The organism is Pseudomonas sp. Van50 (assembly GCF_055390755.1).
The window spans coordinates 829,047-844,724 of record NZ_AP024343.1 but is presented as its reverse complement, the minus strand read 5'-3'; the positions used below and the strand labels follow the sequence as shown (position 1 = coordinate 844,724).

The 15,678-nt window shown below is 63.3% G+C and carries 14 protein-coding genes and 1 pseudogene; 8 read left to right on the top strand and 7 right to left on the bottom strand.

Annotation, left to right across the window (positions count from 1 at the left end; translation table 11 throughout):
• Positions 1-4: 4 nt before the first annotated feature.
• Together ACZ5M5_RS03620 and ACZ5M5_RS03615 are read right to left on the bottom strand one after the other, a co-directional pair.
• Positions 5-738, bottom strand: a pseudogene (locus tag ACZ5M5_RS03620) (ArsR/SmtB family transcription factor).
• Between the two features lie 141 nt (positions 739-879).
• The gene (locus ACZ5M5_RS03615; protein WP_060739320.1) at positions 880-1,809 is read right to left on the bottom strand and encodes a LysR family transcriptional regulator; all 930 of its coding nucleotides are present in this window, start codon (positions 1,807-1,809) and stop codon (positions 880-882) included.
• A gap of 114 nt (positions 1,810-1,923) precedes the next feature.
• On the opposite strand from ACZ5M5_RS03615, the gene ACZ5M5_RS03610 reads away from it, so the two are divergent.
• Positions 1,924-2,937 carry a zinc-binding alcohol dehydrogenase family protein gene (locus tag ACZ5M5_RS03610; protein WP_464738600.1) on the top strand — a complete coding sequence of 338 codons (1,014 nt, stop codon included), beginning with the start codon at positions 1,924-1,926 and terminating at the stop codon, positions 2,935-2,937.
• Between the two features lie 226 nt (positions 2,938-3,163).
• Positions 3,164-3,334 (top strand): hypothetical protein, encoded by a 171-nt coding sequence (locus tag ACZ5M5_RS03605; protein WP_170842341.1) that lies wholly within the window; start codon positions 3,164-3,166, stop codon positions 3,332-3,334.
• Position 3,335: 1 nt separating this feature from the next.
• Here the strand turns inward: ACZ5M5_RS03605 and ACZ5M5_RS03600 are convergent, their stop codons facing one another.
• Together ACZ5M5_RS03600 and ACZ5M5_RS03595 are read right to left on the bottom strand one after the other, a co-directional pair.
• Entirely contained in the window at positions 3,336-4,538 is a 1,203-nt protein-coding gene (locus ACZ5M5_RS03600) for a multidrug effflux MFS transporter (protein WP_464738599.1), read from the bottom strand.
• 95 nt (positions 4,539-4,633) lie between these two features.
• Entirely contained in the window at positions 4,634-4,831 is a 198-nt protein-coding gene (locus tag ACZ5M5_RS03595; protein ID WP_060739323.1) for a heavy-metal-associated domain-containing protein, read from the bottom strand.
• A 148-nt stretch (positions 4,832-4,979) separates the two neighbouring features.
• On the opposite strand from ACZ5M5_RS03595, the gene ACZ5M5_RS03590 reads away from it, so the two are divergent.
• The 3 genes from ACZ5M5_RS03590 to cueR all read left to right on the top strand — a co-directional run bounded on the left by ACZ5M5_RS03590 (position 4,980) and on the right by cueR (position 8,362).
• Positions 4,980-5,363, top strand: coding sequence for a hypothetical protein (locus ACZ5M5_RS03590; RefSeq protein WP_060739324.1), 384 nt, complete (start codon positions 4,980-4,982; stop codon positions 5,361-5,363).
• 207 nt (positions 5,364-5,570) lie between these two features.
• Positions 5,571-7,964, top strand: coding sequence for a heavy metal translocating P-type ATPase (locus ACZ5M5_RS03585; protein ID WP_464738598.1), 2,394 nt, complete (start codon positions 5,571-5,573; stop codon positions 7,962-7,964).
• Positions 7,961-8,362, top strand: coding sequence for a Cu(I)-responsive transcriptional regulator (gene cueR, locus ACZ5M5_RS03580; RefSeq protein WP_464738597.1), 402 nt, complete (start codon positions 7,961-7,963; stop codon positions 8,360-8,362). The genes ACZ5M5_RS03585 and cueR overlap by 4 nt, the downstream gene beginning before the upstream one ends.
• 221 nt (positions 8,363-8,583) lie before the next feature.
• Here the strand turns inward: cueR and ACZ5M5_RS03575 are convergent, their stop codons facing one another.
• Together ACZ5M5_RS03575 and ACZ5M5_RS03570 are read right to left on the bottom strand one after the other, a co-directional pair.
• Positions 8,584-9,477: a PA4780 family RIO1-like protein kinase gene (locus ACZ5M5_RS03575; RefSeq protein ID WP_014336406.1), complete on the bottom strand. Its 894-nt coding sequence runs from the start codon at positions 9,475-9,477 to the stop codon at positions 8,584-8,586.
• 240 nt (positions 9,478-9,717) lie between these two features.
• Positions 9,718-10,509 (bottom strand): AraC family transcriptional regulator, encoded by a 792-nt coding sequence (locus ACZ5M5_RS03570; protein ID WP_060739327.1) that lies wholly within the window; start codon positions 10,507-10,509, stop codon positions 9,718-9,720.
• A gap of 79 nt (positions 10,510-10,588) precedes the next feature.
• Between ACZ5M5_RS03570 and ACZ5M5_RS03565 the strand changes: the two genes are divergently transcribed.
• Positions 10,589-11,617: a bile acid:sodium symporter family protein gene (locus tag ACZ5M5_RS03565; protein WP_464738596.1), complete on the top strand. Its 1,029-nt coding sequence runs from the start codon at positions 10,589-10,591 to the stop codon at positions 11,615-11,617.
• Here the strand turns inward: ACZ5M5_RS03565 and ACZ5M5_RS03560 are convergent.
• Positions 11,604-12,881: an acetyl-CoA C-acetyltransferase gene (locus tag ACZ5M5_RS03560; RefSeq protein ID WP_060739329.1), complete on the bottom strand. Its 1,278-nt coding sequence runs from the start codon at positions 12,879-12,881 to the stop codon at positions 11,604-11,606. The genes ACZ5M5_RS03565 and ACZ5M5_RS03560 overlap by 14 nt on opposite strands.
• A 256-nt stretch (positions 12,882-13,137) precedes the next feature.
• Between ACZ5M5_RS03560 and ACZ5M5_RS03555 the strand changes: the two genes are divergently transcribed.
• A complete protein-coding gene (locus ACZ5M5_RS03555; RefSeq protein ID WP_464738595.1) occupies positions 13,138-14,490 on the top strand; it encodes a 3-oxoacyl-ACP reductase in 1,353 nt (450 codons plus the stop codon).
• Positions 14,491-14,492: 2 nt separating this feature from the next.
• On the top strand, positions 14,493-15,347 hold the full coding sequence (locus tag ACZ5M5_RS03550; RefSeq protein WP_464738594.1) for a MaoC family dehydratase: 855 nt from the start codon (positions 14,493-14,495) through the stop codon (positions 15,345-15,347).
• Positions 15,348-15,678 lie beyond the last annotated feature (331 nt).

Here is a 15,678-nt window from a genome sequence, read left to right as displayed (position 1 = left end):
TTCCCTAGAGCGCCATCTCTACGGCATCCTGCCGGGCGAACCGGTGGATTTCCTGCTGACCGAGCGTCGTCACCTGCAAGGCCCGCGAATCGTTGGGCAAAGTCAGCCAACCCGACTGCATGAACAGTTGCAGCACCGCTGCCCCCAGTGCGCCACCCAGATGCGGACGACGCTCGCTCCAGTCCGGGCAAGGGCAGGCGACACGGGCGTTGCGATGGGCCAGGGCCTGGATGAACAGGCCACGCTCGGCCAATTGATTGGCGCCCTTGTGCGTGACGATCACCCGTTGTTCGAACTGCTCGATCCACCCTGCGTCGAGCAGGCGCTGGTAGAGATCGGCCGCCAGGGTTCCCCCAAGTGATCGTCGCACAGCCTGGCCCGCATCAACGAAGCGGGGGCCGACGGGGCCTTGGTCGGCATGACCCGGCGCTTGAAGACATCCGGAAGCTGCCGGGGCGTACTGACCAGGGTCGCGCTGGCCAGCGCTTCGACGGCCGCGCCGATTTCAGGCGCGGCCAGGCGGAAAAACCGCTTGCGACCCCGGGCTTCGACTTTCAACAGGCCGCCGGCGGACAAGCGCCCCAGATGCGCATTGGCCGAGGACGGCGACAACCCGGCGAGCAACGCCAGCTCTTCGGCCTGGCGGGCCGTGCCGTCCATCAAGGCCCACATCATTGCGCTGCGCTTGGGGTCAGCCAGCAGCGTGGCGATCTGGCTGATGCAAGGTGCATGTTCCATGTATTCACTCCCTGTTGAATCATTCGTCTACTGCTCTGGCGCAGGCGGTCGTTAGTATAAGCGCGACAATCGAGCTTTCCTGTCCTCCGGAAACCTTTGGAGGCGATTGTTCATGAGGGAAAAGTCTCTATTTGCGCGCGACTAATGGCCGGCCCCCGTTGGGAGTGGAAATCGAGTCGTCAACTCACCGCAGCGAGCCTGGAGCATGTCCCGCAGAAGATTGATGGGTTTGCTCAATTGCGCCCGGTGGGCACACAGCAGATTGAGGGGCGCGCGTTCGCATTGCAGGTGCGGCAAGAGGATTTTCAAGCGCCCGGCCAGCACGTCGGTGGACACATCCAGCCACGACTTATAGGCGATCCCGGCCCCCGCCACCGCCCAGCGGCGCACCACGTCGGCGTCGTCACTGAAACGGTCGCCACTGACGGTGAGGCTCACCTCCCGCTTGCCGTCATGAAAAGCCCAGCGGTCATGGACCCGGCTGCCCAGCATGTACAACAGGCAATTGTGTTGGGCCAGTTGTTCCAGTTGATGAGGTTCGCCCTGGCGAGCCAGATAATCCGGCGATGCGCACAGCACTCGATGGTTGTCCGGGGCGACAGGCAAAGCCACCAGGCTCGAATCTTCCGGCTCGCCATAACGCAGGGCGATGTCCACCGGCTGCTTGAACAGGTCGGCGATGCGATCGCCCAGTAGCAGTCGCACCGTCAGCCCGGGGTGCTCGCGCTGGAACGCATCCAGCCAGGGCAACAGCAGGTTGCGTCCCAGGTCCGACGGCGCGGACAACTGCAACACCCCGCTGACCTGGTCCTGGCCGCTGGTCAACAAGCGCCGGCCTTCGTCAAGGCTGCTCAGTGCGGCCCGGGCATATTCGAGAAAACCCTCGCCTTCGGCCGTCAGGCGCAAGCTGCGGGTAGAGCGGGCCAACAGCCGGGCGCCGAGGTGCTGCTCGATCCGTTTCAACGCGGCACTGGCCACCGCCGCCGACAGGTCCATGACCCTGGCGGCGGCCGAAAGACTGCCCAGGTCCGCTGCCCGGACAAACAATTGCAAGTCATCGAAGCGAAGCATCACGCGCCCATTATCAAAAAAGTATTGAAAGAGCCTGTTGTTTTAGCTGGTTTTATCTCGACTATAAATAGCTAAACATGGACTTCATCGAAACTCACCTCACGGAGCCGCTTCATGAAAGCCATTGCCTACTACCACTCGCTACCCATCACCGACCCACTATCGCTCCAGGACATCGAGCTGCCGGAACCCGTCGCCGGTCCCCGGGACCTGCTGGTGGAGGTCAAGGCCATTTCGGTCAACCCGGTGGACACCAAGGTCCGCCAGAACGTCCAGCCCGAAGATGGCGTCGCCAAGGTGCTGGGCTGGGACGTGGCCGGCGTGGTCAAGGCGGTGGGCAGCGAGGTCACGCTGTTCAAGGCCGGGGACAAGGTGTTCTACGCCGGTTCCATCGCCCGGGCCGGTGGCAACAGCGAATTGCACGTAGTGGATGAACGCATTGTCGGCCACATGCCCAAGACCCTCGGTTTCGCCGACGCGGCGGCGCTGCCACTGACGGCCATCACCGCCTGGGAATTGTTGTTCGAGCGCCTGCACATCCAGGAAGGCCAGGACAATCAGGGCCAGAGCCTGTTGATCGTCGGCGCCGCGGGCGGCGTGGGATCGATCCTGACGCAACTGGCCAGTCAACTCACCGGGCTGAAAGTGATTGGCACCGCGTCCCGTGCGCAAACCCAGGAATGGGTGCGCAACCTGGGTGCCGACCTGGTGATCGACCACAGCCGCCCCTTGAGCGAAGCATTGAAGGAAGCAGGCCAGCCCCAGGTGACTCACGTCGCCAGCCTGACCCAGACCGACCAGCACCTGGACCAACTGGTCGAAGCCCTCGCCCCCCAGGGCAAACTGGCGCTGATCGACGATCCCAAGGCGCTGGACGTGACCAAGCTCAAGCGCAAGAGCCTGTCGTTGCATTGGGAATTCATGTACACCCGCTCGCTGTTCGAAACGGCCGACATGCTTGAACAACACAAACTGCTCAACCGCGTGGCCGCGCTGATCGACGCCGGTACACTGAAGACCACGGTGGGCGAGCATTTCGGCACCATCAACGCCGAGAACCTGCGCCGGGCCCATGCCTTGCTGGAAAGCGGCCAGTCCAAGGGCAAGATTGTGCTTGAAGGCTTCTGACCCAAGACAGACACCATGATGGCCTGGCGCTTGTGGGAGCCCAGCTTGCTCGCGATGGAGGCGCCGCGGTTCTCTATAAAACCGCGTCACCCTTTCTCGCGAGCAAGCTTTGCTCCCACAAAACCCATGCCGTCAGTCCGAGAATTGACCGTTGTCACAACTCCGATCGTATTCGGGTCTACACTCGAGGCCTTTGCAACGTAATCTTTTCGTGAGGAGGTCAGCAATGAAGATCCTGATAAAAGAAGTGGCAAAAAACCAATGGCAAGTGCGTCTTGACCGGCACGTCGTCACCTTCCGTACCGAGGCCGAAGCCCAGGCTTTCGCCACAACCTTGCAGGCGCGGATCCTCGCGCCCCATCATTTCCCCGAACAGCAGCAGCGCGCAGCCGGCTGAGTCAGCCCTCGCGACTGGCCTGGGCCAATGCCCGGGCATTTTGCAGGCGACGAGTCAGCATCGCTGCGCCCACCACCAACAGCCCGCAAAGGCTGATGACCAGCGCCATTGGCACGGCGGTGCCGTTATGCAGCGCCGCCACCAACGCGGCTGCCCCGGCGGCAACGGAAAACTGCAGGCATCCCAGCATCGCCGAAGCACTGCCGGCCCGGGCGCCCTGCCCGTTCATGGCGCAGGCCGAGGCATTGGGCAGGATGCAACCCAGGCTGGCGATGCAGATGAACAGCGGAACCAGCAGCGGCCACAACTGCGCAGGTTGCAATGAACTGACGGCCAGCAGGCTCAGCCCCGCGCCCAGGTAGACCCATACCGCGCGGCTCAGCAGGAACGCCGGGCCGCGCTTGGACAGCAGCCGGGCGTTGACCTGGGCGACCAGGATGAAGCCCGCCGCGTTGGTGCCGAACAGCCAACCGAAATGTTCAGCCGGTACACCATAGAGCTTGATGAAGACGAAAGGCGAACCGGCGATGTAGGCAAACATCCCGGCGATAGCGATGCCCCCCGTCAGCGCATGGCCGAGGTAGACGGAATCGGTCAATAACCGACCGTACTGGCGCAAGGCGCCCGACAAGGGTTGTCGAGGGACATGATCCGGCAGGCTTTCCGGCAGCCACAGGGCCACGGCCGTCGACGCCAGCGCACTGAACACGGTCAGGGCAATGAAGATCGATTGCCAGCCATGCAGGTTCACCAACAACCCACCGAGCATCGGCGCGAGAATCGGCGCCAGGCCCATCACCAGCATCAGTTGCGAAAACACCTTGGCCGAACCCACCGCGTCGCATTTGTCGCTGACCACCGCCCGGGAAATCACCATCCCGGCGCATCCGCCCAAGGCCTGGACGAAGCGGGCACCGATCAGCCATTCGAGGTTCGGCGCATAGGCGCAGGCCAGGGACGCCAGGGTGAACAAGCCGACGCCCGTCAGCAGCGGGATGCGCCGCCCGAAGCGATCCGCCACCGGCCCATAGGCCAGTTGCCCGATGGACAAGCCGAGGAAATAGGCCGCCAGGGTCAACTGGATGTGTTTTTCGTCAGTACCGAAGGCGGTGGCCATCGCCGGAAAGGCGGGCAGGTAGAAGTCGATCGCCAAGGGACCGAAAGCGCTCAAGGCGCCAAGAATCAGAATGGTGCGAAAGTTCATCGGGCGTCCAGCTCAGGCGTCGTTCGACAGCCCGACAGTCTAGCCGTGCCGGGCGCTCTTGAACATTCCGATAGGTCGCTAACGATTAAAAAACTTCAGGCGGGGCTGACCTCATAGCCTTCTTCCTTGATGACCGCGAGCACGGCATCGGCCGCCAATGAGCTCTGGACCCGGACGGTCTTGGCACCCAGGTCGACTTGCACGTCCGCCGCCGGATCCTTGGCCTGGACAGCCTGGGTGATGGCCTTGACGCAGTGACCGCAGGACATGCCCTGAACATTGAATGTTTGCATGAGATGACTCCTTGGGATTGAGGTTGCCGCCAGTCTCAAGCTTGCCATCATGGCAAGGTCAAGTTCTGACAAAAACTGCCGGGCTGGCAATCGGCGTCGCCCTCAGCCAAGCTGCACACATCAAGGATTTCACACCGGAGGTTCAGCCATGCGCTGGTCAGCGTTCAGCCTGTTTTGCATGCTCGGTTTTTCAGCGATGGCGCCCCAGGCCTCGGCCGTCGGCGAAGACTATGGCGTGTTGATCATTTCCCGTGAGCGCCTGGAAGTGGCGACCAGTTGCGAAATCGGCATCTACATCCAGGATCAACTCTCGGCCAGGCTGTTCCAGGAGCAGAGCACCTCGTTCAACCTGCCGCCGGGCCAGTTTTCCTTGCGCCTGAAATTGCTGCCGGGACAGGCGCCGGGTTGCAACCCGGGCATGCTCGCGCCAGGGTCGCAGAACATCACCCTCAAGGCCGGTGACATCTTGAAGTTCCGCATCGCCATGAATGAACAAGGTATGTACCTCAAGCAGGCTGGGCTCGGTTACTGACACGCCACTTGCCCCGGTGGGCAAGCTTTGTGGGAGCAAAGCTTGCTCGGTCACTCAAGAGACTGCAGTGCTTTCATCGCGGGCAAGCCTTGCTCCCACAGAGCCAGATCCCATATCAGGGAGCGGCAACCCTTTTTGGATTGGCGCTTGACCTTGCCAGCATGGCAAGGTTGATCCTGTAGTCATTCACTACAGGGAGCGTGACCGATGTCCGAATCCACCACATTCGATCTACCCATTGCCGGCATGACCTGCGCCAGCTGCGCCGGGCGGGTCGAGCGAGCCTTGAGCAAAGTCGCCGGTGCCAGCGCCGTCAGCGTCAACCTGGCGACGGAACTGGCACGTGTCCAGGCCCCCGAAGGCAGCCTGCCGGCCTTGAAGCAGGCCGTCGAACAGGCAGGCTATAGCGTTCCCGTGCACACCCTGGAACTGAACATCGAAGGCATGACCTGCGCCTCCTGTGTCGGCCGGGTCGAACGGGCCTTGGGCAAGGTCGACGGTGTGAACAGCGTCAGTGTCAACCTGGCCAACGAGCGGGCTCACCTCGAACTGCTCGGCCAGGTGGATGCGCAAACCCTGATCGATGCGGTCAAGCGCGCCGGCTATGACGCCACGGTCTGGCAGGCCGAGCAGGTCGCCGACACGCAGAACAACCGTCTGAACCGTGAACGCCTGGCCCTGGTGCTAGCGATTCTGTTGTCAGTGCCGTTGGTACTGCCCATGGTGCTACAGCCATTCGGTGTGCATTGGATGCTCCCGGCCTGGGTGCAGTTCGCCCTGGCGACGCCGGTGCAGTTCATCTTCGGTGCGCGTTTCTACGTCGCCGCCTTCAAGGCCGTGCGGGCCGGTGCCGGAAACATGGACCTGCTGGTGGCCCTGGGCACCAGCGCTGGCTACGGCTTGAGCCTGTATGAATGGGCGATCGCCGGTCCCGGCAGCATGCCGCACCTGTATTTCGAGGCTTCGGCCGTCGTGATCGCCCTGGTGTTGCTCGGTAAATACCTGGAAAGCCGCGCCAAGCGCCAGACCGCCAGCGCCATCCGCGCCCTCGAAGCCTTGCGCCCGGAACGGGCGATCCAGGTGATCGATGGCCAGGAGCGGGACGTTGCCATCAGCGCCCTGCGCTTGAATGACCTGGTGCTGGTCAAGCCCGGCGAACGCTTCCCGGTGGACGGCGAAGTGCTGGAAGGCCAGAGCCACGCCGACGAAGCGCTGATCAGCGGCGAAAGCCTGCCGGTGCCCAAGCAGCCCGGGGACAAGGTCACCGGCGGCGCCATCAATGGCGAAGGCCGGTTGCTGGTCCGCACGCAAGCCCTGGGCACCGAAACCGTCCTGGCGCGCATCATTCGCCTGGTGGAAGACGCCCAGGCCGCCAAGGCACCGATCCAGAAACTGGTGGATAAAGTCAGCCAGGTCTTCGTACCGGTGGTGCTGGTACTGGCCCTGGCGACGCTCATCGGTTGGTGGCTGTACGGTGCGCCACTGGAAACCGCGCTGATCAACGCCGTCGCCGTGCTGGTGATCGCCTGCCCCTGCGCCCTGGGCCTGGCGACGCCCACGGCGATCATGGCTGGCACCGGCGTGGCGGCGCGCCACGGGATTCTGATCAAGGATGCCGAAGCCCTGGAACGCGCCCATGAAGTCACGACCGTGGTGTTCGACAAGACCGGCACCCTGACCTCCGGCACCCCGCGTATCGCCCACTTGACCGCCCTGGACGGTGATGAAGACGCGCTGCTGAAAATGGCCGGCGCACTGCAGCGCGGCAGCGAACACCCGCTCGCCAAAGCCGTACTGGACGCCTGCACCGAGCGCGGCCTGGATGTGCCGGATGTCAGCGACAGCCAGTCCCTGGCCGGACGCGGCATTGCCGGCAGCCTCGCCGGGCAACGCCTGGCCCTGGGCAATCGCCGTCTGCTGGACGAACTGGGCCTGAACCCCGGCGCGCTGGCCGAATCCGCACAGGCTTGGGAAGCCGAAGGCCGTACGTTGTCCTGGCTGCTCGAACAAGGCGCGACGCCGCGGGTGCTGGGCCTGTTCGCCTTCGGTGACACCCTCAAGCCCGGCGCTCTCGCCGCCGTACAGGCCTTGAATGAACAGCACATCGCCAGCCATCTGCTCACCGGCGACAACCAAGGCAGCGCCCGGGTGGTGGCCCAGGCGCTGGAGATTTCCAATGTCCATGCCGAGGTACTGCCAGCGGATAAATCCGCCATCGTCCAACAATTGAAGCGCCACTCGGTGGTGGCGATGGTCGGCGACGGCATCAACGACGCCCCGGCCCTGGCCGCCGCCGACATTGGCATCGCCATGGGCGGTGGCACCGACGTGGCGATGCATGCCGCGGGCATCACCCTCATGCGTGGCGATCCGCGACTGGTACCGGCGGCGCTGGACATCAGCCGCAAGACCTACGCCAAGATCCGCCAGAACCTGTTCTGGGCGTTCGTCTATAACTTGATCGGCATCCCCCTGGCGGCGTTCGGCTTGCTCAACCCGGTGCTGGCCGGCGCGGCCATGGCCCTGTCGAGCGTCAGCGTGGTGAGCAATGCGTTACTGTTGAAGTTCTGGACACCCAAGCAGTTGGAGGACAAGCGATGAACATCGGCCAAGCGGCCCGCCAGAGCGGCCTGAGCGCGAAGATGATCCGCTATTACGAATCCATCGGCCTGCTCAAGGCCGCCCATCGCACCGACAGCGGCTACCGGGTCTACGGCGCCGATGACCTGCACACCCTGGCGTTCATCAAGCGCTCCCGCGACTTGGGGTTTTCCCTGGAAGAGGTCGGCAAATTGCTCACTCTCTGGCAAGACCGCCAACGCGCCAGCGCCGACGTCAAGGCCCTCGCCCGGCAACACATCGATGAGCTGAACCAGAAAATCCGCGAACTGGCCGAACTGCGCGACACCTTGCAAGACCTGGTAGAGCACTGCCACGGCGACCACCGTCCGGATTGCCCGATCCTCAAGGAGCTGGCGTCGGGGTGCTGCAAGAGTTGATGCCCACAAAGACCGGCGGTGGACATCAATGCTGTAAACAGCCGAAGCAAAACGGTGGGAGCGAGCTTGCTCGCGATGACGGCGGCACATTCAACATCGATGCAAGCGGCCCCACCGCTATCGCGAGCAAGCTCGCTCCCACACAGGAGGCCTGCGGTGGATAGAGGATTTTGCAGTGCCCACAAAAAACCCGGCCATAGGCCGGGTTTCTGTTCAGCCGATCATTGCATCCACGGCGGTGGCGGTTCTTCGGTCTTGCCGGGTGGGGCATCGTCGGCGGCGCGAACGGCCTGACGGCGTTCTTCATCCAGGCGGGCGGCCTCGATTTCACGCATGATCCCGCCGACATCCGCCAGTTCTTCCGGCTCGTCGAACTCGCCGGTCAGCACGCTGGCCGGGTGCAGGGTGCCCGCTTCGTACAGCGCCCACATTTCCTTCGCGTACTTGGTGCGCTTGAGTTCCGGGGCAAACCGGCCGAAGTAGGACGCCATGTTGCCCACGTCCCGCTCCAGCATGCTGAAGGCATGGTTGTTACCCGCCGCATCCACGGCTTGCGGCAGGTCAATGATCACCGGCCCCGTCGGCGTCAGCAGCACGTTGAACTCCGACAGGTCACCGTGCACCAGGCCGGTACACAGCATCAACACGATCTGGGAAATCAGATAGGCGTGATACTCACGGGCCTGGTCCGGCTCCAGCACCACATCGTTCAGGCGCGGCGCCGCATCGCCGTACTCGTCGGCCACCAGCTCCATCAGCAGCACGCCTTCAAGGAAGTCGTACGGCTTGGGCACGCGCACACCCGCGCTTGCCAGGCGGAACAATGCCGCCACTTCGGCATTCTGCCAGGCGTCCTCGGTTTCCTTGCGCCCGAACTTCGAGCCCTTGGCCATGGCCCGGGCCTGACGGCTGTTGCGCACCTTGCGGCCTTCCTGATACTCGGCCGCCTGACGAAAACTTCGCTTGTTCGCCTCCTTGTAGACCTTCGCGCAACGTAGCTCGTTGCCGCAGCGCACCACATAAACAGCTGCTTCTTTACCACTCATGAGTGGGCGCAGCACCTCGTCGACCAGACCGTCCTCGATCAGGGGTTCAATGCGTTTTGGAGTCTTCATCAGCTTTTATTGTGGGTCCTTTATTACCAAACACGCGAATGACAGTCGTTATACGGCAATCCATCCTCCACGGGGAGGGGTTGCCGACCTATGAACCTGTGATGCACACAATGTGCCGGATCAATCGACGGCGTCGAATCATAGCCGAGACCGGCGCTGGCGTTGGCAACTCAATACCCAGGTATTTGCGACAAGAGCTGACAGTCATGTCCACCGCCAGCCGTAGGCAAGTGCGCCGGCTCAATGCTTGAACAACTCCCCCGGTGTATACCCGAACATCCCCTTGAACGCGGCAATGAATGCGGACGTTGAATCATACCCACACGACAACGCGGCGCTGGTGACGCTGTCCCCTTTCTCCAAGGAGCCCAGGGACGATAACAAGCGCATGCGCTGGCGCCAGGCACGAAAGCTCAGGCCGGTCTCACGCTGGAACAGACGCATCAGGGTTTTTTCCGACGTGCCCAGACGTTCAGACCAGGCTTGCAAGGTGACGTTCTGTTCAGGCTGTTCGATCAATTCGTTACACAGCGCCAGCAAGCGGGCATGTCGCGGCAGCGGCAGGGAAAATCCCACTTCCGGCAACGTCGCCAACTGGTCCAGCAACACCTGCACCAGCCGTTCTTCCTGGGTATCGCCTTGGGGATAATCGACCGGCAACTGGCAAAACACCTTGATCAACTCACGGGCCAGTGGCGTGACTTCCAGCACCCGACAGCGCTCATCGGCCCAGGGGCAGGCGTGACGATGGACATACAGGCTGCGCATTTCCGCCCGGGTGGAGGTCACCACCTGATGTTCCAGGTCGGCCGGGATCCAGATGCCCCGTTGTGGCGGGGCGAAGAAACTGCCGGCGGCGGTGTGTACGCCGAGAACGCCGCTGATGGCGTAGGAAAATTGCACCCAGTCATGACGATGGGCTTGCGTCCAGGAACCGGCGTTCAAGCTTTCGACGCGGGCATACAGCGGCCTCGGCAATTGCGCCAGGTCGGGGATACGTCGTTCCAGCTGCTGGTGTCCGTTAGGCGGCATTGATTGGCCTTATGTCGCAAGACGACTGATGAGGACGACGTTAGGCTAAGTCGACTTTTCTTACAACATGCGGTGCCCTATGCATATCTTCAGACACCTCAAACGCATGATGACCGACTGGTTCCTGTGCGGCATGGTGCTCGCCACGCTGCTGGCGTACTTCTTTCCCACCTTCGGTGCCACGGGCGGTGCCATGCATGCCGAATGGGTGGTCAACATCGGCATCTTCGTGGTGTTCTTCCTGCACGGGGTCAACCTGTCCGGCGAGCAGATCCGCCACGGCCTGAAGAACATCCGGCTGCACGTGATGGTGCAGGCTTTCACCTTTGGCGTATTTCCGTTGCTCTGGCTGCTCAGCAACTGGCTGCTGGGCAGCCATGTGCCGGCGCTGCTGATGCTGGGGTTCTTCTACCTGTGCGCCCTGCCCTCGACGATTTCTTCCTCGGTGGCCCTGACTGGCAGTGCAAAAGGTAACGTGCCGGCGGCGATTCTCAACGCGAGCCTGTCCAGCGTGCTGGGCATTTTCCTGACACCGTTGCTGGTCAGTTTCGTGGTCGGCAGCGGCGCCGGTGGCATCGACCTGGGTTCAACCTTGCTTGACCTGTGCATGATGTTGCTGCTGCCGCTGGTGCTGGGGCAGTTCCTGCGACGTTGGCTGGCCGACTTTTTCGGTCGGTACAAACGCTACACCAGCGTCATCGACAAGCTGGTGATCCTGCTGCTGGTCTACGCGGCCTTCTGCAACTCCATGGTGTCCGGCATCTGGCGCCAGCAAGGCAACGGCGTGTTGCTCAGCGCAGTGGTGGGCAGTGCCGTGCTGCTGGCAATCATCCTGTGGGCGACCACCCGCACCGCCCGCGCCCTGAAATTCAACAACGCCGATGAAGTCGCCGCGGTGTTCTGCGCCAGCAAGAAATCCCTCGCCGCCGGGGTGCCGATGGCGGCGTTGATTTTCGGCAACCATCCCGGCCTGGGGCTGATTCTGTTGCCGATCATGATCTACCACCCGCTGCAGTTGATCGTCTGCTCGATCCTGGCCGAGCGCTACGCCAGCCAGCACAAGGCACTGGCGTCTCGCCAGGAGGGCGCCCTCGTCAACGCTCGATAATCGCCGTCACACCCTGGCCGGCGGCGGCGCAGATGGAAATCAACCCGCGACCTCGCCCGGCGGCATCCAGCAACTTGGCGAGGTTGGCGACAATGCGCCCGCCCGTGGCGGCAAACGGATGCCCGGCGGCCAGGGAACTGCCCTTCACGTTCAACCGACCGCGGTCAATGGACCCCAGCGGCGCGTCGAGGCCCAGGCGGGTCTTGCAATAGTCCGGGTCTTCCCAGGCCTTCAGCGTGCACAACACTTGGGCGGCGAACGCTTCGTGGATCTCGAAGTAATCGAAGTCCTGCAAGGTCAGGCCGTTGCGCGCCAGCAACCGCGGCACGGCGTAGACCGGGGCCATCAGCAACCCTTCGGCGCCATTGACGAAATCCACCGCTGCCGTTTCACCGTCGCGCAGGTATGCCAGGATCGGCAGGCCCCGGGCCTTGGCCCATTCTTCGCTGCCCAGCAGCACCAACGAGGCGCCGTCGGTCAGTGGCGTGGAGTTGCCCGCCGTCATCGTGCCCTTGGCACTTTTTTCGAAGGCCGGCTTGAGGGAGGCGAGTTTCTCCAGGGTCAGGTCCGGGCGCAGGTTGTTGTCCCGGGTCAGGCCGAGAAACGGGGTCATCAAGTCGTTCTGCCAACCTTCGGCGTAGGACGCGGCCATTTTCTGATGGCTTTCCAGGGCCAACTGGTCTTGGGCCTCCCGGGGGATCTGCCAGGTCTGGGCCATCAATTCACAGTGCTCGCCCATGCTCAGGCCGGTGCGCGGTTCGTTGATACGCGGCAAGTCCGGCATCAGGTGCTGGGGGCGCAATTGCAGGAATACTTTGATTTTCTCAGCGGTGGTCTTGGCGCGATTGGCTTGCAGCAAGATCCTGCGCAACCCTTCATTGACCGCGATTGGCGCATCCGACGTGGTGTCGACGCCGCCGGCAATGGCGCTGTCGATCTGGCCCAGGGCGATCTTGTTGGCCACCAGCAGCACCGTCTCCAGCCCGGTGCCACAGGCCTGCTGTACGTCATAGGCAGGCGTCATCGGTGACAGCCGCGAACCGAGCACGCATTCGCGGGTCAGGTTCGTATCCCGGGAGTGCTTGAGCACCGCCCCGGCAGCCACTTCGCCGATGTGCAAGCCATGCAGGTTGTAGCGTTCGATCAGCCCCTCGAGGGCGGCCGTCAACATCGCCTGGTTGCTGGCGGTGGCATAGGGCCCGTTGGAGCGGGCGAAGGGAATGCGGTTACCACCGATGATCGCGACGCGGCGTAGTTGTGTCATGAAGAACTCCCCTGTAGGTCTGATGCACTAAGAAAACTCAACCGCCCCCTGTGGGAGCAAAGCTTGCTCGCGATGCAGACACCGCGTTTTTCAGGTAGGTCGCGTCATCGTTCATCGCGAGCAAGCTTTGCTCCCACAGGGGTTCGGTGCCCTGGACAACGCGCTCCCGCTCAAGCTTAGGCTTTATCTCGCCGATCGAACGACTGATTGCCAATCATGGTCCACACTTGGAACCTCATCAGCCGGAGTGTGTTCCATGTCTGACCGTTATATCGACTTCGCCAATTCGCCCATTGGCCGGCGCATGGTCGGGTCCCTCGGCCTGCCATCGCCGGTACGCCTGGAACGCTGGCAGGCCGGGCGGCTACGGCCGATCGAAGGCGCCCTGCTGCTGGGCGGCGGGCCGTTGACCGAACAGATCGGCACGTTCGCCAAGCGCCTGACCGACACCATTTTCATCTACGGCGGCGAACCGACCGTGGCCACCGAGTGGATCCCCGGCCACGGACCGAAAATCAAGGCAGTGGTGTACGACGCCAGCCATTTGGTGCAGACCGACCAGCTCAAGCAGTTGCGGGAGTTTTTCCAGCCGCTGATGAAGAACCTCGACCACAGCGCCCATGTCGTCATCCTCGGGCGCGCGCCGCAAAGCCTTGGCGATCCGTTCGCCGCCAGTGCCCAGCGGGCGTTGGAAGGTTTCAGCCGTTCCCTGGCCAAAGAGCTGCGCCACGGCGGGACGCTGCAACTGCTGTATGTCGGCGACGGTGCCGAAGCGCAGTTGGAAGGTGCGCTGCGGTTTTTCCTGTCGCCCAAGAGTGCCTTCATTTCCGGGCAGGTCATTCGCCTCGACGCCTGTGGCACCCAGGTCCATGACTGGACCCGACCGCTTACGGGGCTCAAGGCGCTGGTCACTGGCGCGGCCCGCGGGATCGGCGCCTCTATCGCCGAAACCCTGGCCCGCGATGGCGCCGACGTGATCCTGCTCGACGTCCCCCAGGCCAAGACCGACCTCGACGCCCTGGCGGCGCGCTTGAGCGGGCGCAGCGTCACGCTGGATATCTGCGCCGAAGATGCCGCCGCCCAGTTGATCGAGCACCTGCCCGACGGCGTCGACATCGTGGTGCACAACGCCGGCATCACCCGGGACAAGACCCTCGCCAATATGACTCCGGAATTCTGGGACGCCGTGTTGGCCGTCAACCTCAACGCCCCGCAAGTGCTGACCAAGGCCCTGCTCGACAGCGGCACTCTGCGCGACAATGGCCGGGTCGTTCTGCTGGCCTCCATCAGCGGCATTGCCGGCAACCGTGGGCAGACCAACTATGCGGCGAGCAAGGCCGGGCTAATCGGCCTGGCCCAGGCCTGGGCGCCGCTGCTGCAATCTCGGGGCATCAGCATCAACGCCGTGGCGCCGGGGTTCATTGAAACCCGCATGACCGCCGAGATCCCCTTCGCCTTGCGCGAGGCCGGGCGGCGCATGAGTTCCCTCGGCCAGGGCGGCTTGCCTCAAGATGTCGCCGAAGCCGTGGCCTGGCTCGCGCAGCCGGGCACGGGCGCCGTGACCGGGCAGGCCCTGCGGGTATGCGGGCAAAGCCTTTTGGGAGCATGACCATGACGATCCAATGGCATGAGGTCAGCAGCCCGCCATCCATGTCCGGGCTCTATTCAAAAGCGGCGACGCGGCGCAAGGTCACCGGAACGACCTTGCCCGAGGAAGGCCTGCGCCAAGTGCTTCAGGTCGACCCGCAACGGCTGGCGGCCTATCGCAAAGTGTGCGGTTTCGTCGATAACGGACTGCTGCCGCCGACTTATCCCCACGTCCTGGCGTTTGCCCTGCAGATGCAATTGCTCACGGGGCGGGACTTTCCCTTTCCGCTATTGGGGCTGATCCACTTGAGCAACCGCATTCGCGTAATGCGGCCCATGGGCGGGGTCGGCCAGGTGCGGGCCAGCGTCCATGTCGAGAACCTGCAAGCCCACCCCAAAGGCGCGGTATTCGACCTGGTGACCGGCCTCGATGATCAGTTGGGGCCCTTGTGGGAGGCCCGGAGCCAGATGCTGTGCAAAGGCGTCCAGCTTGACGGCGCGCTCGTGGACGAATCCCCTCAGGCCAGCCTGCCATTGATTGAAGTCGCGCGCTGGACCGCACCGGCTGACATCGGCCGGCAATACGCCAAGGTTTCCGGCGACTACAACCCGATTCACCTGAGCGGTATCAGCGCCAGGCTGTTCGGCTTCCCCACCGCCATCGCCCATGGCTTGTGGAACAAGGCCAGGACCCTGGCGGCGCTGGATGACCACCTGCCCGAGGCCAACATCGAGATCGAGGTGACCTTCAGGAAACCGGTGCGCCTGCCCAGCGAAGTGACCCTGCTGTCCAGCGCGGCGGGCTCCAGTGGGCAACTGCAACTGGTGGGGACCGGGGCGCTGGAACATATGGTGGGAGAGTGGCGGCCGGCAACCTGAGCAGGTCGATGGCATTCACCGCCACCCCCTGTGGGAGCGAGCCTGCTCGCGATGGCTGGGTCAGCTTGCATCAAGGTTGAATGTGCCGCCGTCTTCGCGAGCAAGCTCGCTCCCACAGTTTGTTTCGGGGTGTTCATAGAGACGATGTCCACCGCCAATCCCTGTGGGAGCGAGCTTGCTCGCGATGGCTGGGTCAGCTTGCATCAAGGTTGAATGTGCCGCCGTCTTCGCGAGCAAGCTCGCTCCCACAGTTTGTTTCGGGGTGTTCATAGAGACGATGTCCACCGCCAATCCCTGTGGGAGCGAGCTTGCTCGCGATGGTGGTGGCTCA

What these genes read in the sequence shown, in the direction of transcription:
- ACZ5M5_RS03605 (WP_170842341.1), top strand. Translation starts at nt 3,164, where the DNA reads ATGAAGATCCTGATAAAAGAAGTGGCAAAAAACCAATGGCAAGTGCGT.
- ACZ5M5_RS03615 (WP_060739320.1), bottom strand. Translation starts at nt 1,809, where the DNA reads ATGCTTCGCTTCGATGACTTGCAATTGTTTGTCCGGGCAGCGGACCTG.
- cueR (WP_464738597.1), top strand. Translation starts at nt 7,961, where the DNA reads ATGAACATCGGCCAAGCGGCCCGCCAGAGCGGCCTGAGCGCGAAGATG.
- ACZ5M5_RS03610 (WP_464738600.1), top strand. Translation starts at nt 1,924, where the DNA reads ATGAAAGCCATTGCCTACTACCACTCGCTACCCATCACCGACCCACTA.
- ACZ5M5_RS03590 (WP_060739324.1), top strand. Translation starts at nt 4,980, where the DNA reads ATGCGCTGGTCAGCGTTCAGCCTGTTTTGCATGCTCGGTTTTTCAGCG.
- ACZ5M5_RS03575 (WP_014336406.1), bottom strand. Translation starts at nt 9,477, where the DNA reads ATGAAGACTCCAAAACGCATTGAACCCCTGATCGAGGACGGTCTGGTC.
- ACZ5M5_RS03600 (WP_464738599.1), bottom strand. Translation starts at nt 4,538, where the DNA reads ATGAACTTTCGCACCATTCTGATTCTTGGCGCCTTGAGCGCTTTCGGT.
- ACZ5M5_RS03570 (WP_060739327.1), bottom strand. Translation starts at nt 10,509, where the DNA reads ATGCCGCCTAACGGACACCAGCAGCTGGAACGACGTATCCCCGACCTG.
- ACZ5M5_RS03565 (WP_464738596.1), top strand. Translation starts at nt 10,589, where the DNA reads ATGCATATCTTCAGACACCTCAAACGCATGATGACCGACTGGTTCCTG.
- ACZ5M5_RS03560 (WP_060739329.1), bottom strand. Translation starts at nt 12,881, where the DNA reads ATGACACAACTACGCCGCGTCGCGATCATCGGTGGTAACCGCATTCCC.
- ACZ5M5_RS03550 (WP_464738594.1), top strand. Translation starts at nt 14,493, where the DNA reads ATGACGATCCAATGGCATGAGGTCAGCAGCCCGCCATCCATGTCCGGG.
- ACZ5M5_RS03585 (WP_464738598.1), top strand. Translation starts at nt 5,571, where the DNA reads ATGTCCGAATCCACCACATTCGATCTACCCATTGCCGGCATGACCTGC.
- ACZ5M5_RS03595 (WP_060739323.1), bottom strand. Translation starts at nt 4,831, where the DNA reads ATGCAAACATTCAATGTTCAGGGCATGTCCTGCGGTCACTGCGTCAAG.
- ACZ5M5_RS03555 (WP_464738595.1), top strand. Translation starts at nt 13,138, where the DNA reads ATGTCTGACCGTTATATCGACTTCGCCAATTCGCCCATTGGCCGGCGC.